This window comes from Streptomyces sp. CBMA152, from assembly GCF_014596475.1.
In the GTDB taxonomy this organism is placed as follows: domain Bacteria; phylum Actinomycetota; class Actinomycetes; order Streptomycetales; family Streptomycetaceae; genus Streptomyces.
The window spans coordinates 231,386-253,801 of record NZ_MECJ01000025.1; the positions used below are offsets into that span (position 1 = coordinate 231,386).

At 69.5% G+C, this 22,416-nt stretch carries 18 protein-coding genes and 1 tRNA gene; 3 read left to right on the top strand and 16 right to left on the bottom strand.

From position 1 onward, the window contains the following. Positions 1–32 precede the first annotated feature (32 nt). From BG418_RS22450 to BG418_RS22485, 8 genes are all read right to left on the bottom strand, one after another. The gene (locus BG418_RS22450; RefSeq protein ID WP_188275750.1) at positions 33–1,145 is read right to left on the bottom strand and encodes an LCP family protein; all 1,113 of its coding nucleotides are present in this window, start codon (positions 1,143–1,145) and stop codon (positions 33–35) included. 245 nt (positions 1,146–1,390) lie between these two features. Continuing rightward, positions 1,391–3,421, bottom strand: a complete 2,031-nt coding sequence (rho, locus tag BG418_RS22455) for a transcription termination factor Rho (protein ID WP_188275751.1) — start codon at positions 3,419–3,421, stop codon at positions 1,391–1,393. Positions 3,422–3,821: 400 nt separating this feature from the next. Next, positions 3,822–4,739, bottom strand: a complete 918-nt coding sequence (gene thrB / locus BG418_RS22460) for a homoserine kinase (RefSeq protein ID WP_188275752.1) — start codon at positions 4,737–4,739, stop codon at positions 3,822–3,824. A gap of 265 nt (positions 4,740–5,004) precedes the next feature. After that, entirely contained in the window at positions 5,005–6,063 is a 1,059-nt protein-coding gene (gene thrC / locus BG418_RS22465; RefSeq protein ID WP_188275753.1) for a threonine synthase, read from the bottom strand. Between the two features lie 6 nt (positions 6,064–6,069). Further along, a complete protein-coding gene (locus tag BG418_RS22470) occupies positions 6,070–7,359 on the bottom strand; it encodes a homoserine dehydrogenase (protein ID WP_188275781.1) in 1,290 nt (429 codons plus the stop codon). 147 nt (positions 7,360–7,506) lie between these two features. Beyond that, positions 7,507–8,898, bottom strand: a complete 1,392-nt coding sequence (gene lysA, locus BG418_RS22475) for a diaminopimelate decarboxylase (RefSeq protein WP_188275754.1) — start codon at positions 8,896–8,898, stop codon at positions 7,507–7,509. Between the two features lie 16 nt (positions 8,899–8,914). Next, entirely contained in the window at positions 8,915–9,997 is a 1,083-nt protein-coding gene (gene nrtL, locus BG418_RS22480) for an ArgS-related anticodon-binding protein NrtL (protein ID WP_188275755.1), read from the bottom strand. Positions 9,998–10,384: 387 nt separating this feature from the next. Beyond that, positions 10,385–10,831, bottom strand: coding sequence for a response regulator (locus tag BG418_RS22485; RefSeq protein ID WP_188275756.1), 447 nt, complete (start codon positions 10,829–10,831; stop codon positions 10,385–10,387). Positions 10,832–10,989: 158 nt separating this feature from the next. Between BG418_RS22485 and BG418_RS22490 the strand changes: the two genes are divergently transcribed. Continuing rightward, positions 10,990–11,061 (top strand) — tRNA-Arg (locus BG418_RS22490). Between the two features lie 1,719 nt (positions 11,062–12,780). On the opposite strand, the gene BG418_RS22495 is transcribed toward BG418_RS22490, so the two are convergent. Together BG418_RS22495 and BG418_RS22500 are read right to left on the bottom strand one after the other, a co-directional pair. Then, a complete protein-coding gene (locus BG418_RS22495; protein ID WP_188275757.1) occupies positions 12,781–15,024 on the bottom strand; it encodes an FG-GAP-like repeat-containing protein in 2,244 nt (747 codons plus the stop codon). A 227-nt stretch (positions 15,025–15,251) separates the two neighbouring features. Next, positions 15,252–16,118 carry a trypsin-like serine protease gene (locus BG418_RS22500; protein WP_188275758.1) on the bottom strand — a complete coding sequence of 289 codons (867 nt, stop codon included), beginning with the start codon at positions 16,116–16,118 and terminating at the stop codon, positions 15,252–15,254. A 467-nt stretch (positions 16,119–16,585) separates the two neighbouring features. On the opposite strand from BG418_RS22500, the gene BG418_RS22505 reads away from it, so the two are divergent. Beyond that, positions 16,586–17,473 (top strand): ALF repeat-containing protein, encoded by an 888-nt coding sequence (locus BG418_RS22505; RefSeq protein ID WP_188275759.1) that lies wholly within the window; start codon positions 16,586–16,588, stop codon positions 17,471–17,473. 199 nt (positions 17,474–17,672) lie between these two features. Here BG418_RS22505 and BG418_RS22510 read toward each other — a convergent pair whose 3' ends face one another. After that, the gene (locus tag BG418_RS22510; protein ID WP_223185243.1) at positions 17,673–18,533 is read right to left on the bottom strand and encodes a hypothetical protein; all 861 of its coding nucleotides are present in this window, start codon (positions 18,531–18,533) and stop codon (positions 17,673–17,675) included. Between the two features lie 286 nt (positions 18,534–18,819). Here BG418_RS22510 and BG418_RS22515 point away from each other — a divergent pair, with 286 nt between their 5' ends. Continuing rightward, entirely contained in the window at positions 18,820–19,287 is a 468-nt protein-coding gene (locus BG418_RS22515; RefSeq protein ID WP_188275760.1) for a hypothetical protein, read from the top strand. A gap of 83 nt (positions 19,288–19,370) precedes the next feature. Here BG418_RS22515 and BG418_RS22520 read toward each other — a convergent pair whose 3' ends face one another. The 5 genes from BG418_RS22520 to BG418_RS22535 all read right to left on the bottom strand — a co-directional run. After that, positions 19,371–19,835 carry a nucleoside deaminase gene (locus BG418_RS22520; protein WP_188275761.1) on the bottom strand — a complete coding sequence of 155 codons (465 nt, stop codon included), beginning with the start codon at positions 19,833–19,835 and terminating at the stop codon, positions 19,371–19,373. A gap of 81 nt (positions 19,836–19,916) precedes the next feature. Beyond that, positions 19,917–20,756: a nuclease-related domain-containing protein gene (locus tag BG418_RS22525; protein WP_188275762.1), complete on the bottom strand. Its 840-nt coding sequence runs from the start codon at positions 20,754–20,756 to the stop codon at positions 19,917–19,919. A 181-nt stretch (positions 20,757–20,937) separates the two neighbouring features. After that, positions 20,938–21,012 (bottom strand): 50S ribosomal protein bL37, encoded by a 75-nt coding sequence (locus BG418_RS41230; protein ID WP_371657075.1) that lies wholly within the window; start codon positions 21,010–21,012, stop codon positions 20,938–20,940. A 100-nt stretch (positions 21,013–21,112) separates the two neighbouring features. Further along, complete coding sequence (locus BG418_RS22530) at positions 21,113–21,817, bottom strand: response regulator (RefSeq protein ID WP_188275763.1); 705 nt, start codon at positions 21,815–21,817, stop codon at positions 21,113–21,115. A 72-nt stretch (positions 21,818–21,889) separates the two neighbouring features. After that, positions 21,890–22,416, bottom strand: a 527-nt coding sequence (locus BG418_RS22535; RefSeq protein ID WP_188275764.1) for a potassium-transporting ATPase subunit C, incomplete at its 5' end; no start/stop codon positions are given.

Genomic DNA, 22,416 nt, shown 5'->3' on the forward strand with positions numbered 1-22,416 from the left:
CCACGGCGGCCTCACTACGGCGAAACCGCAGGTCAGCCCGTTTTGACCACAGTTCCGGCGTCACCCTTGTCACCCGCGGAGTCCTTCGTCGCGGAGGCCGGGATCGGCAGGTCCTTGCGCAGCGCGTCCCAGACCTGCTCGGACTGGGCCTGCTGGGGCAGGACGCGGTTGGGGTCGGCCGGGTCGTACATGACCGGCAGCGTGACCATCTTGACGTTCTCGGAGCCGAGGCCCTTGAGGCCGTTGCCGAAGCCGATCAGCGCGTTGATGGAGCTGAGGTCGGAGTCGGTGGTGATGGCCTTGGTGGCGGCGTTGGCGAGCCCGTAGAGCTTGGTGGGGCTGTGGAAGACGCCGACGCCCTTGACCCGCTCGATCAGCGCCTTGACGAACGCCTGCTGGAGCTGGATGCGGCCGAGGTCGGAGCCGTCGCCGACGCCGTGCCGGGTGCGGACCAGGCCGAGCGCCTGCTCGCCGTTGAGGTTGTGCTTGCCGGCCGGCAGATCGAGGTGGCTCTTGCTGTCCTTGATCGGCTTCGCGGTGGTGACGGGGACCCCGCCGAGCTCGTCGATGAGCTTCTTGAAGCCGGTGAAGTCGACCTCGATGTAGTGGTCCATGCGGATGCCGGACATCTGCTCGACCGTCTTGACCGCGCAGGCGGGCCCGCCGACCTCGTACGCCGTATTGAACATCTGGCGCTTGCCGCCGGGATCGGTCTTGCCGTCCGGGGTGGTGCAGGAGGGCCGGGTGACCAGGGTGTCGCGCGGGACCGAGACGACGCTGGCCGTCTTGTGACCCGGGTACACGTGCACGATCATCGCGGTGTCGGAGCGGGCTCCCCCGTCGTCCTGCCCGTACTCCTTGTTGGCCCCCGCCCGGGAGTCGGAGCCGAGGACCAGGATGTCCATGGATCCGTTGTCGACGTCCTGCGGGCGGTCGGTGCCGAGCTGGGCGTTGATGTCGACGCCCTTGATGTTGCCGTTCAGCTTGAAGTAGACGTAGCCGAGGCCGACGCCGCCCACCATCACGACGCCCGCCGCGGACCATGCCGCGATCTTCAGCGCACGGCGGCGCGGGGGGCGCTTGTGGCGCCTGCCGCGGCCACCGCCGGATATGTGGGCGCTGCCGCTCTCACTCTGGTCGGCCATGTTCTCCTCAGTCCTCGCAGCTCCTGGTACCCCCCGCCCTGTCGGTCAGGCACGGTTTGTCGACACTTGTCAGACGGAGAAGCACCAAGAAGGGTTGCACAGGGTTCTAAGAAGGCCCTAAGAGCGACCGGAGCGTGTGGTGAAGCTCTCGCACTGCCTCATGAGCCCATGATGGTCCCGTCACGCGCGAAACGCCCCCCTCACCGAGGTGAGGGGGGCGTTTCGACGAAGCCGGGGCAACCGGATCAGTCGTTGCCGTTGCCCGGGGTCGTCTTCTGGATCTGGAGCAGGAACTCCGCGTTGGACTTCGTCTGCTTCATCTTGTCCAGCAGGAGCTCGATCGCCTGCTGCTGGTCGAGCGCGTGCAGCACCCGGCGCAGCTTCCAGACGACGGCCAGCTCGTCGCTGCCGAGCAGGATCTCTTCCTTACGGGTGCCGGACGCGTCCACGTCCACCGCCGGGAAGATGCGCTTGTCGGCGAGCTTGCGGTCGAGCTTGAGCTCCATGTTGCCGGTGCCCTTGAACTCCTCGAAGATCACCTCGTCCATGCGCGAGCCGGTCTCCACGAGCGCGGTGGCGAGGATGGTCAGCGAGCCGCCGTCCTCGATGTTGCGCGCCGCACCGAAGAAGCGCTTCGGCGGGTAGAGCGCGGTCGAGTCGACACCACCGGACAGGATGCGGCCGGAGGCCGGGGCCGCCAGGTTGTACGCACGGCCCAGACGGGTGATCGAGTCGAGCAGCACGACCACGTCGTGGCCGAGCTCCACCAGACGCTTGGCGCGCTCGATGGCGAGCTCGGCGACCGTGGTGTGGTCCTCGGCCGGGCGGTCGAAGGTCGAGGAGATGACCTCGCCCTTGACCGACCGCTGCATGTCGGTGACCTCTTCCGGACGCTCGTCGACCAGGACGACCATCAGGTGGCACTCGGGGTTGTTGTGCGTGATCGCGTTGGCGATCGCCTGCATGATCATGGTCTTGCCGGTCTTCGGCGGGGCCACGATCAGGCCGCGCTGGCCCTTGCCGATCGGCGACACGAGGTCGATGATCCGCGTGGTCAGCACGCCCGGGTCGGTCTCCAGACGGAGCCGGTCCTGCGGGTAGAGCGGGGTGAGCTTGTTGAACTCCGGGCGGCCACGGCCCGAGTCGGCCGCCATGCCGTTGGAGGAGTCCAGGCGCACCAGCGCGTTGAACTTCTCGCGGCGCTCGCCGTCCTTGGGCTGGCGGACCGCGCCGGTGACGTGGTCACCCTTGCGCAGACCGTTCTTGCGGACCTGGGCGAGCGAGACGTACACGTCGTTCGGGCCCGGCAGGTAGCCGGACGTACGGATGAACGCGTAGTTGTCCAGGATGTCCAGGATGCCCGCGACGGGGATCAGGACGTCGTCGTCCGCGACCTGCGGCTCGGCGCCGAACTCCTCGCGGCCACCACGGCGCCCGCGACGGTCCCGGTACCGGCCACGGCGGCCGCGGCGGCCCTCGTCGTCGAAGTCGTCCTGCGGGCCGTTGTTCTGCTGGCCCTGCTGGCCGCCCTGACGCTGCTGGCGCTGGCCGCCCTGACCCTGCTGGTCGTCGCCCTTGCCGCGGTCGCCGCGCTGGCGGTCCCCACGGTCGCCGCGGTCCCCGCGGTCTCCCCGGTCGCCGCGCTGGCGGTCCCGGCGCTCGCCGCGCTCGCCACCGCGCTCACCGCGGTCGCGGCGCTCGCGCCGGCCCTCGGCGGTGTCGACGGCGTCCGCGGCCTTGGCCTCGGGCTGCGCGTCGGTCTTCGACTCGGCCTTGACGTCGGCCTTCGCCTGCGGCTCGGCCACGGCGGTCGACGACTCCGGGGAGCCGGCGGCGGCGGTGGCGCGACGGCGGCGGCGCTCGCCGACGGGCTGCTCGTCGCCCTGGTCGGAGACCTTGGCGGACGGCTGGCCGGGGATCTCGATCTGCTGCTGGGCGGCAGGCTTCTCGGCGGCCTCGTCACCCGTACGGGCCTTGGAGGTGGCGCGGCGCTTCGGCTTGGTCTCGCCCGCGTCGGCCTTGGCCGGTGCGGAGGAGGAGCCGCCTGCCTGCGCCTCCTTGATGACCTCGATCAGCTGGCTCTTGCGCATCCGCGCGGTGCCCCTGATGCCGAGGCCGGACGCGACCTGCTGCAGCTCGGCCAGGACCATGCCGTCGAGGCCGGTGCCGGAGCGGCGGCGCCGTGAGGTGGTGCCAGAGGCAGCACCTGCGGCGGGCGCGGCGCTGTCGACAGAAGTGTCGGCTGTCACGCCCATCAGATCGGTGGTGTCGCTCACGAAGGGTCCTTCCCTGGAGCGGACGTCGGCCTGTCTGGCTCGGCGACCGGTTGTGCTGTCCGAACATGGCCCGTGACCTGGGGTCACTGACCGTGCCGGGGCGGTGGTCCGCCGCGTACGGCGGAGAGATAAACGTGCGTGGGGTCCGGCCCGAGTTCCCCTACTCGGCCCCCTGGGAAAAGCGGGGGGTGTCGTGCCGGTTCCGGAGCGTGCTCGGAAACTGCTCAGGCAGGCTGCGCAGGCAGTTTGGGAGGCTCCCGGAAGAATGGCGGTCCCTGAAGGGGACACGAAGCACCGCGCCACAATGACGACCGATGCAGACTTGAGGTTAACACTACCGGATCCAACAAACATTCCCCCTCTCGTTCACCGGCAAGCCGCGCGCCCCCTCCGCCTGGCCCTATGAGCCCAGCGGCAGGACGCTCGCGCCCGTGGCGTCGAGGCGGAGCCGGTTCGCGGCCCACCCCTCACCTGCCAGCCGTGCGACCTTGTCGGCCGCACCGTCCTCGACCAGCGCGAGCACCGTGGGGCCCGCGCCGGAGATGACTGCGGGGACACCGTCCGCCCGCAGCCGGTTGACCAGCGCCACACTCTCGGGCATCGCCGGTGCCCGGTATTCCTGGTGGAGCCGGTCCTCGGTGGCCGGGAGCAGCAGCTCGGGGCGCCTGGTCAGCGCCTCCACGAGCAGTGCCGCACGCCCGGCGTTGGCCGCCGCGTCCACATGCGGGACGGTGCGCGGCAGCAGCCCCCTCGCGGTCTCCGTCAGGACCGGCTTCCCCGGTACGAAGACCACCGGAACGATGGAATCCGCCGGGTCCATCCTGATGGCCCGCGCCGCTCCCCCCTCCATCCAGGAGAGCGTGAACCCGCCGAGCAGACAGGCGGCGACGTTGTCGGGGTGGCCCTCGATCTCGGTGGCCAGTTCGAGCAGCGCCGCGTCGTCGAGCCGTGCGTCGCCGCCTATCGTCACCGCGCGCGCCGCGACGATGCCGGCGCAGATGGCGGCCGACGAGGAGCCCAGGCCCCGGCCGTGCGGGATGCGGTTGGCGCAGACGACCTCAAGTCCCCGCGGCTGCCCGCCGAGCAGGTCGAACGCGGTGCGCAGCGAACGTACAAGAAGGTGGCTCTCGTCGCGGGGCAGCGTCTCGGCGCCCTCGCCCGCGATGTCGATGTGCAGGCCGGAGTCGGCGACGCGGACGACCACGTCGTCGTACAGCCCCAGTGACAGGCCGAGGGAGTCGAAACCCGGGCCGAGGTTGGCACTGGTGGCGGGGACGCGCACCCGTACGGCGGCGGCGCGGAATGCGGGACCGGCCATCGCTCTGATGACTCTCCTTGTGAGACTGCTGCGAGGTTTTCGAAGAGGTACCCAAGGCCCGACGGCCACGTGGGCAACTGCACCGCGGCATATGCGGCGGGGCGGGTTGGGTACAGCCTATCGAAGGAAGGTTCTGTGGCGACATAGGGCGCACAGGAGGCGCACGATGCGTGTCGCGAGCCCCCTATGCCCCTACGTGCCGTGTTGCGCGGGTTTATGCCCGGGGCGCATGCAGAGCGCCCCGCGCGGAACCCGTACGACCTGATTACACCAGGCCCAGACGCTGTGCGGCAGTAGCCGCGTCCACCGGAACCGTGACCGGCTGCGGAGCACCCGCGACTGCCCAGTCCGGGTCCTTCAGACCGTTTCCGGTCACCGTGCACACGATCTTCTGGCCCGGGTCGACCAGCCCCTGCTCGGCGGCCTTCAGCAGACCGGCGACCGACGCGGCCGACGCGGGCTCCACGAAGACGCCCTCCTGCGAGGCGAGCAGCCGGTAGGCGCGCAGGATCTCACGGTCCGTCACCTCGTCGATGAGACCGCCCGATTCATCGCGCGCGGCCACCGCGAACTCCCAGGACGCGGGGTTGCCGATGCGAATCGCGGTGGCGATGGTCGAGGGGTCCTTGACCACCTCGCCGCGCACGATCGGCGCCGAACCCGAGGCCTGGAAGCCCCACATACGAGGCGTGTGGGTGGACACCTTGTCCGCCGCGTACTCCCGGTACCCCCGCCAGTACGCCGTGATGTTGCCGGCGTTGCCCACGGGAAGGACGTGGATGTCGGGCGCGTCACCGAGCGCGTCCACGATCTCGAACGCGGCGGTCTTCTGGCCCTCGATACGGACCGGGTTGACCGAATTGACCAGCGCCACCGGGTAGTTGTCCGAGAGGTTGCGCGCCAGGGTCAGGCAGTCGTCGAAGTTCCCGTCCACCTGGAGGATCTTCGCGCCGTGCACCAGCGCCTGGCCCATCTTGCCGAGCGCGATCTTGCCCTGCGGCACCAGGACGGCACACACCATCCCGGCCCGTACCGCGTACGCGGCGGCCGAGGCGGAGGTGTTGCCGGTGGAGGCGCAGATGACCGCCTTCGCACCCTCCTCCTTCGCCCGGGTGATGGCCATGGTCATACCGCGGTCCTTGAAGGACCCGGTGGGGTTGGCACCCTCGACCTTGAGGTGCACCTCGCAGCCCGTGCGCTCGGAGAGCACCTGCGCGGGCACGAGCGGCGTACCGCCCTCGCGGAGGGTGACGACCGGGGTCGTAGCGGAGACGGGGAGCCGGTCCCGGTACTCCTCGATGATTCCGCGCCACTGGTGGGTCATTGCTCGTTACTCCCCTTCAACACGCATGATGCTGGCGACACCCCGCACGGTGTCGAGCTTGCGCAGGGCGTCCACGGTCCCGGTGAGGGCCGCGTCGGCCGCGCGGTGGGTCACGACGACGAGGGAGGCCTCGCCGTCCTTGCCCTGCTGGCGCACGGTGTCAATGCTGACCCCGTGCTCGGCGAAGACGGTGGCGACCTGGGCGAGCACGCCCGGTTTGTCGGCCACGTCCAGGCTGATGTGGTAGCGCGTCACGACGTCGCCCATGGGACTCACGGGCAGCTGCGTGTACGCGGACTCGCCGGGTCCGGTGGACTCGGCGAGCTTGTTGCGGCAGACCGCGACCAGGTCGCCGAGAACGGCGGACGCGGTGGGCGCGCCGCCCGCGCCGGGCCCGTAGAACATGAGCTGTCCGGCGGCCTCGGCCTCGACGAAGACGGCGTTGTACGCGCCGCGCACGGAGGCCAGCGGGTGGTCGAGCGGAATCATCGCGGGATGCACGCGCGCGGTGACGGACCCGCCGTCGGCGGCGCGCTCACAGATGGCGAGCAGCTTGATGGTGCAGCCCATCTCCTTCGCGGAGGCGAAGTCGGCGGCGGTGACCTCGGTCATACCCTCGCGGTACACGTCGTCGAGGCGTACGCGCGTATGGAAGGCGATCCCGGCGAGGATGGCGGCCTTGGCGGCGGCGTCGAACCCTTCCACATCGGCGGTGGGGTCGGCTTCGGCATACCCGAGGGCGGTGGCTTCGTCCAGAGCCTCCTGGTACCCGGCGCCGGTGGAGTCCATCTTGTCGAGGATGAAGTTGGTGGTCCCGTTGACGATGCCGAGCACCCGGTTGACCTTGTCCCCGGCGAGGGACTCGCGCAGCGGCCGGATCAGCGGAATGGCGCCCGCGACGGCGGCCTCGTAGTACAGATCCCGACCGTGCTCGACGGCGGCGGCGTGCAGCGCGGCCCCGTCCTGCGCGAGCAGCGCCTTGTTGGCGGAGACGACGGAGGCGCCGTGCGAGAAGGCGGTGGTGATGAGCGTACGAGCAGGCTCGATGCCGCCGATGACCTCCACCACCACATCGATGTCGCCGCGTTTGACGAGGGCGGTGGCGTCGGTGGTGACGAGGGCGGGGTCGATGCCCTCGCGCACCTTGGAGGGCCGGCGGACGGCGACACCGGCGAGCTCGACGGGCGCGCCGATGCGCGCCGTGAGGTCGTCGGCGTGCGTCGTCATGATGCGCGCCACCTCTGAGCCGACCACTCCACAGCCCAGCAGCGCCACCTTCAGCGGACGCGTACGCATCATCCGACCTCGTTTCCTTCTACCAGCTTGAATGCGATCCAGTCTCACTCACCGGACGGGGATTTCCGCCCCCCGTCCGGATCCCGAGACGCTTATTCCATTATTGAGCGCTGTCGGCCTTTCGGCCGACGTCTCGGTCGAACAGCCTCACCCGACATCGAGCCGCAGGAGGTCCTCCTCGGTCTCGCGCCGGACGATCACCCGCGCCTCACCGTCGCGCACGGCGACGACGGGCGGGCGAAGGGCGTGGTTGTAGTTGCTGGCCATGGAGCGGCAGTACGCCCCGGTGGCCGGCACCGCGACGAGGTCGCCGGGGGCCAGGTCGGCGGGCAGGAACGCGTCCCGCACCACGATGTCCCCGCTCTCGCAGTGCTTGCCGACGACCCGTACCAGCATCGGCTCGGCGTCGGAGGTGCGCGAGACGAGCGCGACGGAGTACTCGGCGTCGTAAAGGGCGGTCCGGATGTTGTCCGACATCCCCCCGTCCACACTCACATACGTACGCAGCCCCTCCAGCGGCTTGATCGTCCCGACCTCGTACAGCGTGAAGGCGCTGGGCCCGACGATGGCGCGCCCCGGCTCGACGGAGATACGCGGCGTACGCAGCCCGGCGGCCTCGCACTCACGGGAGACGATCTCGTTGAGCGCCTTGGCGATCTCGTGCGGCTCGCGGGGGTCGTCGTCGGAGGTGTACGCGATACCGAGCCCACCACCGAGGTCGATCTCGGGCAGCTCCACCCCGTGCTCGTCGCGTACCTCGGCGAGAAGCTGCACGACGCGACGGGCGGAAACCTCGAAACCGGCCATGTCGAAGATCTGGGACCCGATGTGGGAGTGAATCCCGATGAGTTCGAGCCCGTCGAGCTTCAGAGCGCGCCGCACGGCCTCGGCGGCCTGTCCCCCGGCCAGCGCGATGCCGAACTTCTGGTCCTCGTGGGCGGTGGCGATGAATTCATGGGTGTGCGCCTCGACACCGACGGTCACACGGATCTGAACGCGCTGACGCTTGCCGAGGCTGTGGGCGATGTGGGCGACGCGAACGATTTCCTGGAAGGAGTCGAGAACGATGCGCCCCACTCCCACTTCAACAGCCCGCAGAATTTCGTCTTCGGACTTGTTATTGCCATGGAAAGCGATGCGTCCGGCGGGCATTCCGGCGGAGAGGGCGGTGGCGAGTTCGGTGCCGGAGCAGACGTCGAGGTTGAGGCCTTCTTCGTGCAACCACCGCACGATGGCTCGCGAGAGGAACGCCTTCCCGGCGTAGAAGACATCGGCGTCCTTGCCGAAGGCCTCGGCCCAGGCGCGGCAGCGGGCGCGGAAGTCGTCCTCGTCGAGGAAGTAGGCGGGGGTGCCGAACTCCTCGGCGAGCGCGGTGACATCGAGCCCGCCGACGGTGGCGACACCGTCGGCGTTGCGGCCGACCGTCTGCGACCAGACCTTCGGGTCAAGGGAGTTGAGGTCGGCGGGCGGCGCCGAATAGTGCCCCTCAGGAAGGACATCTGCGTGACGGGGCCCGGCGGGGTGTGCGGAACGGCTCATTGCTGTCTCTCAACTCTCACAGGTATTCGGGTACGCGGATGCCGAACAGGGACAGGCCACCGGCCAGCACCGCCCCGGCGGCTTCGGCGAGCGCGAGCCGGGCACGGTGGGCGGCCAAGGGTTTCTCGTCACCGAGGGGCAGCACACAGTGCTGAAAGTCGAGCAGAGCGTCGGCGACACCTTCGAGATGCCGGGCGACCCGGTCGGGGGCACGGAGCTCGGCGGCGCGGAGGAGGGTGGAGGGGTGATCGGCCAGGTGGGTGAGGAGGGCGGTTGCGGCGGGGTGGGGGGCGTTTGCGCCGTGGCTTGCCGCCGGGCCGAGGTCGCCGGGGGCGGTTGCTGCGGTGGTGCCCGGGTCGCCGGGGGCGCCGGGGCCTGCCGCCGGGCCGAGGTCGCCGGGGGTGCTGGTGAAGCCGAGGGCGTGGGCGTTACGGGTGAGGGCGCGGGTGCGGGCGTACGCGTAGCGCACTCGGAAGTACGGGTTGCTGTCGCGCTGGGCGAGGAGCTCGGCGGCGGGGGCGGGCCGGTCGTGCGGGGCGGCGCGGAGGTAGGCCCACCGGGCGGCGTCGGGCCCGACGAGGTCGGGGAGGGCGGGCTCCGGCAGAACGTGCAGCCGCTCGGCACCGTCCGGTCCCATGGCGGCGGTCGCTCCCTGCGAGCGCAGCAGCGCCACAACAGCTGAGGTGAGGGCGAGGGCGCGGGGCTCGGTCACGGCGGCGAAGGCGATGTGCTGCCCGGCGAGGGCGTCGCCGTGCCCGTATCGGGGTCCGAACGCGAGGACGCTACGTACGCACTCCTCCTGGGCGGACGCGGCGTCGAGCGTGAAGTTCAGGAACCCGGGTCCGCTGATGTCGACGCGGGCGACCCCGGGTGCGTCGGCGAGCCGCCCACGCAGGGCCTCGGCCACGGCGCGGGGGGAGAGCCCGGAGGCGGCGGCGAGCTTGAGGGCGACGGCACTGGCGTAGTCCCCGCCCCCACCGGGCCGCGGCCGCTCCACCTTCACGTCCCGTTCGGCGGGCACGTCCACACACAGCACACCCTCGTCGACGGCGCTGCGCACGGCACGCACGACGGTAAGGGAGAGCTCGGCGGGGGTCACGGGACAAGCGTATGGGAGAGGGGGGGTGGGTCGGCCAACCGGTTTCGCGATGTGAACGGGGGCGTGCCGGGGGGCGGGGTGACGGGGTGGGGGTCGGGCAGGGTGGTGGGGTGCGGCTCGGTGGGGGCGGGGGTGGAGCCGGGGGTCGGGCGGGGTGGCGGGTGCGGCCCGACTGCGCGTGGGCAGGGGCACGGGCGCCCGGCGGGCGGGGGGGGCGGTCGGACAGCGCGCGGGCAAGGGCATCGGCGCCCGGGCGGGGCGGGACAGAGAGATAAGGGGATGGGGCGGGGGGCGGGGCGCCAGCCCACTGCGGACCGAGGCGGACCGGGGTCAACCGGGGACTCAGGCCGGCAGCCCCCAGGCCTCATCCACGGGTCCCCTCCACACTCATCCTCTGGAGGTGCCGGCCGCGCGCCCGGCTCGGCCGGGCTGCCTGTTGCCGTCGGGAGACGGCGGAGCCTCCCGATGCATCAACTGTCGTACGACCTTGACCAGCTCGGCCGGCTCGAAGGGCTTGGCCAGGAACGCGTCGACGCCGGCCGCGAGCCCGGTCTCGACCTCGTACTGCGTACACGCACTGACGATCGCGAGCGGCAACCGACTCGTACGCGGATCCGACCGCAGCCGCGCGGCCGTACGCAGCCCGTCGAGCCGTGGCATCACGACGTCCAGAGTGATCACATCAGGACAGACCCGATGCACCACTTCCAGACACTCGGCACCATCGGCCGCGGTCACGACCTCGAAGCCCTCCAGCTCGAGGTTGACCCTGATCAGCTGCCGGATGACCTTGTTGTCGTCGACAACAAGCACCCGGCCGGACACGCCTGACACATCTTGAGGTTAGGTCCGCGACCGTCGCCGCGTCCGGGTTTTCCCCACTTCCGCCCCCTGCGGGGGACCCCGCCCCCGCCGACCACCCGAAATACCTGTTCACAGCCACCCCGCACGAGCTGGTAGGGTTCTACCCGTCGCCGCCAAGCGCGGTGAACGCCCCCGTAGCTCAGGGGATAGAGCAACGGCCTCCGGAGCCGTGTGCGCAGGTTCGAATCCTGCCGGGGGCACCTGTTAGTAGGTGCCTAAAGACCCCGCCACCAGCCACTTCGCTGGGTGCGGGGTCTTCTTGCGTGTGCAGGTAGATGATCAGAGTCCACAAGGCACAGGTGGGCGAACCCTTCGATGCTGCGTGGGTCAGGCATCCACTGGGCGGAGCCGCAGGGGCGATCGTCTTGGACGTCCTCTTTGATGAGGAGCACCCACAGGCGTGGAGTGCCGCGTACGAAGACTCGTTGGAACGCCTGGCCCACTCAGGCAACCGTCCCCACTTCGACGACCACACGATTGCTCTCGCCATTCCGGCGCGCGACTGGTCGAAGTAGGCAGCCTGTACGACACCGGGTGGCGGCTTGTAGTCGCTGCGCTGGTACGAGCAGTCGGCGAGGTCCGGGTTGACTGCCTCGCCACCATCGCTGCTGCTGCCGCCTCCCCGCCGCGACTCCCATTTCCCCCGTTGTCACAGGGGACGCGGCGGGGAGTGCTGTCCCGCCCTCCCCGGCCGGCGCAGAGCTCGCAACCCGGATGAGGATTCTGAGAGCAGTCGACGTTCCCCCACGGGCCGTCGGCCAGAGCGGGAACTGCCGCTCCGGGGCGAGCCGCCAGAACCCTTCCCGGCATCCGCCATGTCGCGCCACATCCCGAGAGAGGCCGCGACTGTCTGCTTCTGGTTCGTGTCCGCGACGCAGGGCGTACGCGAGGCTCTGGAACTCGGTGAATGCGTCGATCCGGCATCGCTGAGGCCAGTGGAACCCGCCCTTGTCGGCCCCTGCGATTCAGACACCGCCCAGCGCAGAGGTGCCCGGGCGCATCCACCACTGCTCCCGATGCCCACCGCTCCCGCAAGGACTGGGTGCGTACGGTGCTGAGGGGTGCTACCAGCCGCCGGTGAGTCGGACGGCGCAGGTGAGCTGGGTGGTTCCGTAGCTTTGCCATTGGTCGAGGTCGCCAGTGGCGTCGCTGCGGGCGATGAGGTGGTCGCGGCCCGGCCCGCGGAAAGCACTGGCGGTCGCCCGGCTGGATCTCGGCCTCCCGCGCGCCACCGAACGACAAGGAGACGGGGGTGCCTTGGGCAGCGGCTCCCTGGTCCTGGCGGGCGATCGTGGCATGCCCGATCGTCACGGGCTCTTTGCTGAAGGTGTTGGCCAGGTGGATGCGGGCAGTGCTGCCGGCGATGCTGGTGTGCACCACCATACGGACCGTCTGGCGCCCGGTGATCCTCTATTCGGCGGCGGGGGCCGCGGTGCCGAGAGCTGTGCCCCAGGTCCGGGTCCACTGGTCCGCCGAGGGCTGGGCCGCCGCCGCGAGTGACCACGCCTGCGGTGCTTGCACAGGTGCCGGGCCGGACACATCAACGGCGAACAGGGCGGTCGACAGTCCTGCCGCCAGTATCACCGTCCCGCGTATGCGTGTGTTCCCCCGGTACCAACGCGAGCGGGAGGGCGCCATCGGTTGTTCTCCTTGTACGTGTTGATGCGTGCGGCAGGCTGTGGTGACGACTTGGCGGGGGGTGTCCGTGTGCGGGCACACGGACACCCCCCGCCGTCGGACGGGAAGAGCGGCTGGAATGCCGCAGCCTCGCCAGGGTTATCCGGTCAGGAGTGGCGTTCGCCGGGGAGCGCCGCTGCCCGGCGTGCCACGGCTATACCGCTCGGCAGAGCCCGAGGGTTTGGGCGACGTGGAAGGGGTCTTTGAGGTAGGGGAGAACAACTCCGACCATCATGTTTCCCTTACCAGCCGTCGGTGATTCGGAGGGGGTCGGTGAGCTGCGGGGCCGTGGTGGTCCACTGGTTGAGGTCGCCGGTGGCGTCGCTGCGGGCGATGAGGTAGTCACGACCTGGTCCGCGGAAGGCTCCTGCGGTGGTCTGGGTATTGGCCCAATTGCGGCTGAGGAGTTCCTTGGAGCGGAATGTGCCGTCTCCCTTGCCCTTCCAGATGAAGAGGTCGCCTCGGTTGTCCTGGGCGACGAGGTCGGTTTTGCCGTCGCCGTTGAAGTCGCCCGCAGTAGTCTGAGTAAAGTTCCAGCCATCGGTCAGAAGGCGAGGGCGCTGGAAGGTGCCATTGCCCCGACCCGCCCACAAGTAAAGGTTCTTGGCGGAGTCCTGGGCAATAAGGTCGACTTTTCCGTCGCCGTTGAAGTCACCCGCAGTGGTCTGGGTGAAGTTCCAGCCATCGGTCAGAAGGCGGGGGCGCTGGAAGGTGCCATTGCCCCGACCCGCCCACAAGTAGAGGTTCTTGGCGGAGTCCTGGGCAATGAGGTCGATTTTGCCGTCGGCGTTGAAGTCGCCCGTCGTGGTCTGGGTGAAGTTCCAGCCATCGGTCAGCAGACGGCGGCCGCCGAAGGTGCCGTCGCCGTGCCCCGGGGCGTCGATGTCCTGATTGCCGGGCCAGAGGTAGAGGTTGCCGCGACCGTCACGGGCGAGGAGGTCCGCGGTGCCGTCGCGGTCGAAGTCGGCTGCTCTGGTCTGGGTGTAGTGGGCGGCGGGGTGGGTGGCAGGGGCGGGAGCCAGGGTGTTGGCCAAGGCCTGGTTGCCGTTGTCGTTGAGGTGGAGGCGGTCGTCGCCGCGGTTGTAGTAGCCGGCGAACAGGCGCGTGGGATCCAGGGGGTCACGGGTGGCCTGGTCGAAATCGGCGTAGCTGTCGATGTCGTGGGTGGTGCGGATGTAGTCGTTGAACTCCTGGCGGGTCTGTTCCTTGGCCGCGGTGTAGTCGGGATTGCCCCTGAACGGGGGGATGGTGGCGACGGTCACGGTGAGCCCTGCGGCGTGTGCGCGCTGGGCGAGGTCGCGGATGGCCTGGATGAGGGGCTGGCTGGTGGCGTGGTCGTAGAGGATGTCGTTGACGCCGGCGTAGATGATGACCTGGCGGGCGTTGGGCTGGGCCAGGGCGTCGCGGTCGAACCGGTTGAGCAGTGAAGGCCCGTAGAAGGCACGGGTTCCGGTGCTGTCGGTGAGGAGCCGGTTGCCGGAGATCCCGACGTTGACGATGCCGCTGGGGTGCGCGGTTCTCTGCAGGGCGCGGCTGTAGTCGTTGGTCCAGCGCTGGTTGGTGTCGGGGGTGGTGTGGCCGCCGTCGGTCTGCGAGTCGCCGATGGCCACGATGGTGCCGCCGCCGCTGGCCGTAACGTCCAGTCCGCTGAGGAAGGCCCAGTTCCCGAAGCGTGCGGGAAAGCTCGTACCGCTGCTGGCTGCGGCACGGTCAGCGGTGTCTCCCGGCGCCGAGGCGTACGACGTCGTCAGGGTGTACTCGTGGTACGGAGCCGTCGTGACCGGCTTGGGCAGGTAGAGGGTGACCAGGAGGTTCTCGTCGGCCTTGACGGGGAACGCCGCGGGATCGCTGTCGATGCCGGCGCCCGGCTGGATCTCGGTCTGGCGGGCACCGTTGAACGTCAGGGAGACAGGAGTGCCCTGGGCCGAGGGCCCGTGGTCCTGGCGGGCGATCGTGGCATGCCCGATGGTCACGGGCTCTTTGCTGAAGGTGTTGGCCAGGTGGATACGTGCGGTGCTGCCGGCGATGCTGGTGTGCACCACCATGCGGATCGTCTGCCCTCCGGTCACCTTCGACTCGCTGGCGGGGGCCGCGGTGGCAAGGGCCGTGCCCCAGGTCCGGGTCCACGACCCGCTGGAGGGCTGCGCGGCGGCCGCGGACGATCTCGCGGGTGACGGCTGCGCGGCGGCCGCGGGCGATCTAGCGGGTGAACGCTGCGCGGCGGCCGCGGAGGATCTCGCGGGTGACGGCTGCGTGGTGGCCGCGGACGGCCCCGTGTGTGAAGGCTGTGCGTCGGCCGCGGACGACTCCTCGGGTGAAGGCTGCGCGTCGGGTGCCGACGGCCCCGCGGGTGAAGGCTGCTCGGCTGCCTGGCTGGGCACGCCGAAGGCCAACAGCGCGGTGGACATTCCAGCGGTGTGGATGCCCAGCACCGCCGCGCGCACACGCGTGCTGCGCCGGTCCCGGGGTTTGCGATGGGTCCCCATGAACAGTTCTCCTTTGGTGCGGGTTGAGGCATGTGACAAGCACTGGTCACGCCAAGGCAGGGATGGGATGGGTGGCCTGACAAGTCGGTGCGGGAGCCGCTGCGACGCGAAGGCGCGCATGCGTGGTGCTGCCGGGACGGTGCCAAGGGCATCGGAGCCACCGCGAGGCAGAGCCCGGCATCCGGCGCGCCGTGAAGGGTGTCCGTGAGACACGCGGACCCCCCTGGCTATGCACCGGCCAGGGCACTGATCGGCCGGTACGGGTGCCATTGCCCGGGTGCGGTGGCGCCGCCGAAGGTGCCGTTGCCGTTGCCGACCCACAGGCGCAGGTCACCGCTGGCGGTGCGGGCAGTCAGGTCGGTCTTGCCGTCGCCGGTGAAGTCGCCTGTGGTGGTCTGGGTGAAGTTCCAGCCATCGGTCAGCTTCTTGGGCGCGCTGTAGGAACCGCTGCCGACAGCATCACCGTTGTCGTCACCGGCGACCGTCACGGCCGGGGCCGCAGCCGCGTCCCGGAACGCCACGGTGCTCACCCACGCCGCGAGGTTGCCGAGGCGGGCATCCAGGGCGCTGGTGCGCTTCTCGCTCTCGTCGGTACCCAGGCAACCGCCTTGCCAGGAACGGATGTTTAGCGCGACAAGCTCTGCGCTGTCACCAGTGCCGCGCACCGCAGGGGCGCCGACGTCGCCCTGGCAGATCACCGCGTTCTCGGAGCCGTGCAGCGCGACGGAGGCGGGGTCGGTGGAGGCGACGGTGAAGAGGGAGGTGTGGAGCTTGCTGGGCACCCACTCGGTCTTGGGCCGCCCGAACCCGGCGACCTGCAACTGCTCACCCTCGGCCGGGGCCTTGATGGCGACCTTGACCGGCTTGGCCACGCTCTCCGGGACGCGCTGGGCGAGCTTGACCATCACCACATCGCGGTCCGGGCGCGGGACCAGCTCGACAGCCTCCTGCACGCTGCCGGTCGCCTGGGTCAGATCCGCACGGCCCACGGTGACCGTCGTCTTCACCTCGGGCTTGCCAGCCAGGGTGATCTTCTGGTCCTTGAGGATCTGCGCGGCATTCGGGTACGCGAACTGCTCCACCGAGGACGGCATGTCCGTGGCGGGCGAGGCGGTACTAACCGCCTCTTTGCTGTCGCGGGGGGCGCCTGGGCGGCGGAGAGAGCCGCGACGGCGAGCAAACGGTGAGTGCGGCTATAGCGCCGGTGACTACGGTCCTCCGGGCAGGAGTTGTCCCCACGGGTACTTCCGATCGATGAGAGGGCACCATGTGTCCGTGATATGGACGCAAGTAAAGCATATGTAAGAATCACGCATCACTCGCCCTAAGCACTCTCTGCTCGGGGCCTGTTGTAGCGCGTCTACCTTGCGGTTTCCGTTTGAACGGTCGGCCGCAAGAACGGAATTCTTGCTTCCGATTGTGCGCAGCGCCTGCCCGAAAAGGCGGTTCCCGCCACGGTGGCATGCCACAGCAGTGCGTCAACCGGAGGGGAACAAATATGAATTAACCACTGCACCCCTAAGGAGCGCCGCAGCCCACAAGACCCAGCCGTCGCAGAACGATGCGTCTGCGCATCACCTGCGCCACGCTGATCCCCGCCGCCCTGGTCGCAGGCCTTCTGGGGGCATCCCCGGCCTCGGCGTTCCTGGCAGGGAAGGACAAGACGCGGGACGTGGACGATCGCGTGGTGGTCAGCCGCGTGATCAACTTTGGTGGCCGGGGCGTGCGTGCCGCGGGCACGGCGGCGCTGGCGAGCGGCAAGCGCGAGGAGGTGCAGGCGTTCCTGACGGATGGGTGGAAGGCTCCGCTGGAGCAGGACCGGCGTGTTGAGGTTTCCACGATCATCAACGCGGGTGGCCGAGGTGTGCAGTTGGCGGGCACCGAGGCTCTGAAGGGCACGCCCGAGGACGTCAAGCAGTTCCTCAAGGTCGGCCAGCACAAGGCCCGCGAGACGGACGACCGCGTCGCGGTCTCCAAGCTGATCAACTTCGGTGGGCTCGCGATGCAGGCCGCGGGCACCGTCGCCCTGCAGGGCACCCCGGACGATGTACGGGAGTTCCTGGAGATCGGGCAGTTCACGGCCCGCAACCGTGACCAGGAAACCGCCACCCTGCAGCAGTTGCTCGAGCAGGCCAAGCTGGCGGGTGCGCAGGCCGATGTGGCCACCAAGGAGGCCGAGGAGGCATCCGCCCGCACCATGACGGCCTCCGACCTGGCCAAGCAGTCAGGCATCGCCGCCGAGCGCGCCGCTGCGGCCTCACGCGCCGCCGCCACCGCCACCGCGGTGAACGCGGCCCTGAGCGCCGCCGGCGACTCCGACGACGCCGCCGATGCGGCCGACCAGGCCGACAAGAGCGCCAATGCCGCAGGCGCGCATTCCGACGAGGCCCACCAGGCCGCAGTCGAGACCCGCCGCCACGCAGCCGAAGCCAACCGCGCCGCCCAATAGACATGTGCCGCTTGATCCACAGCGCGGCTACTCTTCTCCGGTCCCTGGGTGAACACGCGCAAGCCCCGCCCCAAAGGGGGCAGCAGCTAATCCCCGTACTGCCAGACGCACAGCGAGCCCAATGCACGATGCCCATCACAAACCGGGCCTGCGGTGTTGCCGCACAGCCGAGATGAGGCTGGCGTGAACGGAGTAAGCGCTATTCCCAGGGCGTGTGTTTCGGTCGGCGATGCCACCACCAGTTGACCGAAGCCGGATCTGCGGACGCGCCGGTCAGTTCCCTGCGGAGGCTCCCCGATGGGTCTTCCGCTGTTGCCGCGACGAACCGCCTGTCCAATTCCTCCCGTGCCGTGCCGAGCAGTTCGGTGACCTCACGCGGCAGGCGGGCGCCGATACCGGCGAGCTCGTCGCGGGCTTCCAGCCGCTCTCGATAGAGGTCGGCTGGATACCAGCCCGATGGCGCCCACGCGGATTCCATCTGCCTGATGACTCTCTCCCAGACCACCAGGTTCTGCTTCGCAGACCAGACGGAACTGCCCGTGGCGTCGTCGAGGGAAAACCTCGCAAGGCCCGAGGCGGTCTCCCGCAACCTGTCCACCGATGCTGCGAAGGCCTCGGCGACAGGAGTGTCCGGCCGCTGTTCCCGTACGATCTCGGCGAATCTCGTCACGGCCGCGCGGGGGAGCTGCGGAACGGGCGCCTCGACGGCGGTGACCGTGTAAACGGGACGCTCGTCGTCGGAGAGTTCGAGCCGGGCACGAGTGAGAAGACCTTCTGGCGTAACTGCCCAGTAGGCACTGGGTGGTGCTTCCACAGCGGGAAACAGGACGGTCGTCATCGCCGCCTTCGCGAACCCCGCGGCGAGGTCGGACTCAAGTGGCTGATAGGCGACTTGCTCCTGGGCGTAGATGTCCAGCGACCAGGCCACGTCACCGTGGACTGCCCGGTGTTCGCACGAGACGGGCGCATCCCAGTTCCGGAGGTCGGGGTCGCCGTCAGGATCGGCCACTTCCACATCCCCGACCGCGAGACCGAGGCATCCGGCAAGCGCGAGGGCCATGGTCTCGGGGCTGATGGCATCGATGAAGGAGGTTGTAGGTCACGGATACGTCCCGTTGTAGATGGCCGACGCTCCCTCAACCATGCCTGGATTGTTCGTGAATCGCGGTTTCTTAGCCAATTACGGTGCAGCGCTGAGGTCCCGCTTCGCTTTGACCATCTGCTGCAGGGCGGCGTACTCGTTGCGTCGAGTATCACTGCCTGCTGCACGGGCGCCGAGGCCACTTGTCCACACGGATTCGAAGGCCCCGTCACACCCCCCGACCACATGTGATCTCCTGACCCCCATGGATGGTGCTGCCTCGACTCTGATCGCCGTGCTGGGCACGTTGTTGGGCTCTGCTGTGGCTTACCTGTTTCAGCGGAAATCGGCCGATCGGACCGAGAGTTTCGCTCATCGGCAGCAGCTGCGTTCGGAGCGGATGGCTGTGTACAGCGACTTTGCCGGAGCGGTGACGGAGTACCGTCGCAGCCAGTACGACCGGTGGCACCGTAGGAACGAGGATCCGGACAGCGCGGCGGCCGGAGAGGCGCGTCAGGAGTCGTATCGGATCAAGGGAGTTGCCCAGCACGAGCTGTTCCGCGTCCGGCTCATAGCCAGCTCTCCCGAACTTGTCGACGCCGCACGCAACGCCTTCGACACGGCCGCTCGGCTGCACGACGCGTCGACCAAGCACGAGCTACGGGACCATGGCGATGACGCCAAGGAAGCCTTGCACCGCTTCATCGGGCTGGCTTCCCGCGACGTCCAGTAGCTGTCCGCCCATGGCGGCGAGGGACCCGGATCGTTTCGGGGCTCTGGCGAGCCATACACACCCGCACGGACAACCCGGACCAACTACGAGCCCGCCGACGCCTCCCCGATGTCCTCGAACCACACCTCCGGCCGAGCCGCGATGAACTCCCGCATCAACCCCCGGCATTCCGCGTCGTCGACCACCACGATCTCCACTCCGTGCTCGGCCAGCCACTCCTCCCCGCCACGGAACGTGCGTGTCTCGCCGATCACCACTCGGGAGATGCCGAACTGGCGGACCAGGCCGCTGCAGTACCAGCAGGGGGCCAGGGTCGTCACCATTGTCGTGCCGCGGTACGTGCGCTGGCGGCCCGCCGCGCGGAACGCTGCCGTCTCGGCGTGCGTGGACGGATCGCCGTCCTGGACACGGCGGTTGTGGCCACGCCCCAGGAGAGCACCGCTCTCGTCGAAGAGCGCCGCTCCGATGGGGATGCCGCCCTCGGCCCGGCCCGCCCGGGCCTCCTCCAGTGCGGTCGTGAGCAGGGTGCGTGCCGCTTCCAGGTCCATGCGCCACATTGTGGGCCTGGCCGTGAAAGATAACGGGTCACGCCTCTGCATGCTGGGGACCTGCCCGCGAAAGAAAACCGCTCACGCCTCCGCCCATACACTCCCCCGCCGCGCGATCTCGTACAACCGCTCCACCTGCGCCCCGCTGAACACACCGGCCGTCGGCGCGAGGGCCGCCAGGTCGCGTTCGCGGTAGACGCGTACGTCGAGTTGGGTGACCGCGCGGTCCAGGCGGCGTACGCCGACGAAGACCAGGACCGGGGTGACCGGGACGTCGAAGTCGCAGTAGCACTCCAGGACCCGCCGCACCCGACGCGCCTCGGAGCGGCTCTTGCGGACGTACGGCTGCGGCCTGCCGTGGTCGACCTTGACGACGTCGTCGCCGACCCAGACCGTCCTACCGTCGTGGTGCTTGGTGTTGATGCTGAACACCCCGCCCGGGCCGAGCAGCAGATGGTCTATGTCGACGTCCCGGGGCAAAGCAATGGAGTGCAGTACGTGCCAGCCGGGCGCCACCGTACGTAATCGGCGCAGCTCACGACCCACGCGCTGCTCCCCCGCCAGGCCCTTGCGCCAGGAGTCCCATGGCGAGTCGCGGCGCAGCAGGCGGTCGGCGGCCCGGCGCAGCGGCCCGGGGCCCTCGCGTACGAGCTTGGCGCGCAGGGCCGCGCCGGGGCGACGAAGGGCCAGGTCCTCGCCCGCGTCCAGCGCGGGCAGCGGCCGGCACGGCGGTCTGGCGCACGGGAGCGCGGCCACGTACCCCGCCAGCGCCTCGTTCGCGGCGACGCGGTACTCCGGGCGCACCACCGTGACCCGGCCGGTCGTCCGGTCCAGATACGCCACGGCCGTACCGTCGCGCAGGTTCACATAGAGCCGGTCGTGTCCGTACCGCTGCCACGCCGTGATACGCAGATCGCCCACGTGAGCCCCCAAGCCCCGGCCCCCGACCACAAACGTCCCCGACCGACCACAATCGTCCCCGCCATGAACGTCCCGACCGCAAACCGTCCCGGACGCACAAAACCCCGGCTGATGCCATCACCATGGCAGCAGCCGGGGCCGGAGCCCGCAAGACGTCCGCGGTGCTCCTGGGGCACGGGTTTCAGGTGTTCGGGCGCTTTCCGTGGTTCGCGCTCTTCTTCTTCCGCGCGCGCCGCTTGTTGCCTCGCTTCGACATGGACCGCCATCTCCCTCATCGGACGACTCACGGGACAAGCAGGGGCATATCACCCCACGCCAGTCTATGAGCCGCCCTCCCGACCCGCATCGCGGCGGCCTCACCCCTCGAAGCGGTACCCCATCCCCGGCGCCGTCACCAGATACCTCGGATGCGACGGGTCCGTCTCCAGTTTCCGTCTCAACTGGGCCATGTACACCCGCAGATAGTTGCTCTGCGTCCGATACGTCGGGCCCCAGACCTCCTGGAGCAGCTGCCGCTGGGTGACCAGACGGCCCCGGTTGCGGATCAGGACCTCCAGGAGGTGCCATTCCGTGGGGGTGAGGCGGATGGCGGCGCCGTCACGCGTCGCCTTCTTCGCCAGCAGGTCGAGCGTGAACCCCCCGGTCCGCACCACCCCTGACTCCGCCCCCGTCGCCTCCGCGGAGGACGCCCCCTTCGGCCCGTCCGTACGACGGGTCGCCGCCCGCAACCGGGCCAGCAGCTCGTTCATGCTGAACGGCTTGGTGATGTAGTCGTCCGCGCCCGCGTCCAGCGCCTCGACCTTCTCGTCCGAGGTGTTACGGGCCGACACCACCAGGATCGGGGCCCGTGACCAGCGGCGGAGCGTCCGCATGACCTGGATGCCGTCCATGTCCGGCAGGCCCAGGTCGAGCAGGACCGCGTCCGGCGGGTGCTGGGCCGCCAGACTCAGCGCGGTCGCGCCGTCCCCCGCCGCGTCGACGTCGTACTTGCGCGCTCGGAGGTTGATCTCCAGTGCCCGTACGAGCTGTGGTTCGTCCTCCACCACCAGCACCCGGGTCATCGGTGTGCCGCCTTTCCGTCGCTCGCGATCCGTACCCGTACCCGTAAACCCGCCGCCGTCACACCGTCACCGTCACTTCGCGACCAGGGACTTCAGCGCGATGTTCAACTTGAGGACGTTGACGCGGGGTTCACCGATGAAGCCGAGGATGCGGCCCGTGGTGTTGTCCGCGACCAGCTTGTCCACCTGCTTGACGTCGAGGTGGTTGACCTCGGCGACGCGGTGGACCTGGAGCTTGGCGTAGTCCGGGGAGATGTCCGGGTCCAGGCCCGAACCCGACGAGGTGACCGCTTCGGCCGGGACGTCGGACGGGTTCACCTTGTACGTGGCCGTCGAGTTGTCCTTGACCACGGCCGCCTTGGCGTCCTTGACCTGCTGGATCAGCTTGTCGTTGTCACCGGAGAGGTTGGTGGCGCCGGAGACGATCAGCTGGTACTGGGTGTTGAGGGTGTTGGCGCCGAGGCCGTTGGACGGGCGCGGCTGGAACCAGTGCAGGTCCGGGCGGGCGGCCTCTTCGGCGTCGTTGGGGTTCTTCTTCGGGAGGTTGTAGGTCTGCCCGATGAGCTCGGAACCGACCACCTTGCCCTGGGACTTGACCT

Bases quoted from the DNA above. Each gene is read 5' to 3' on its own strand.
- BG418_RS22450 (WP_188275750.1), bottom strand. From the start codon at position 1,145: ATGGCCGACCAGAGTGAGAGCGGCAGCGCCCACATATCCGGCGGTGGC.
- thrB (WP_188275752.1), bottom strand. From the start codon at position 4,739: ATGGCCGGTCCCGCATTCCGCGCCGCCGCCGTACGGGTGCGCGTCCCC.
- thrC (WP_188275753.1), bottom strand. From the start codon at position 6,063: ATGACCCACCAGTGGCGCGGAATCATCGAGGAGTACCGGGACCGGCTC.
- BG418_RS22470 (WP_188275781.1), bottom strand. From the start codon at position 7,359: ATGCGTACGCGTCCGCTGAAGGTGGCGCTGCTGGGCTGTGGAGTGGTC.
- lysA (WP_188275754.1), bottom strand. From the start codon at position 8,898: ATGAGCCGTTCCGCACACCCCGCCGGGCCCCGTCACGCAGATGTCCTT.
- BG418_RS22495 (WP_188275757.1), bottom strand. From the start codon at position 15,024: ATGGGGACCCATCGCAAACCCCGGGACCGGCGCAGCACGCGTGTGCGC.
- BG418_RS22500 (WP_188275758.1), bottom strand. From the start codon at position 16,118: ATGCCGTCCTCGGTGGAGCAGTTCGCGTACCCGAATGCCGCGCAGATC.
- BG418_RS22505 (WP_188275759.1), top strand. From the start codon at position 16,586: ATGCGTCTGCGCATCACCTGCGCCACGCTGATCCCCGCCGCCCTGGTC.
- BG418_RS22510 (WP_223185243.1), bottom strand. From the start codon at position 18,533: ATGGCCCTCGCGCTTGCCGGATGCCTCGGTCTCGCGGTCGGGGATGTG.
- BG418_RS22515 (WP_188275760.1), top strand. From the start codon at position 18,820: ATGGATGGTGCTGCCTCGACTCTGATCGCCGTGCTGGGCACGTTGTTG.
- BG418_RS22520 (WP_188275761.1), bottom strand. From the start codon at position 19,835: ATGGACCTGGAAGCGGCACGCACCCTGCTCACGACCGCACTGGAGGAG.
- BG418_RS22530 (WP_188275763.1), bottom strand. From the start codon at position 21,817: ATGACCCGGGTGCTGGTGGTGGAGGACGAACCACAGCTCGTACGGGCA.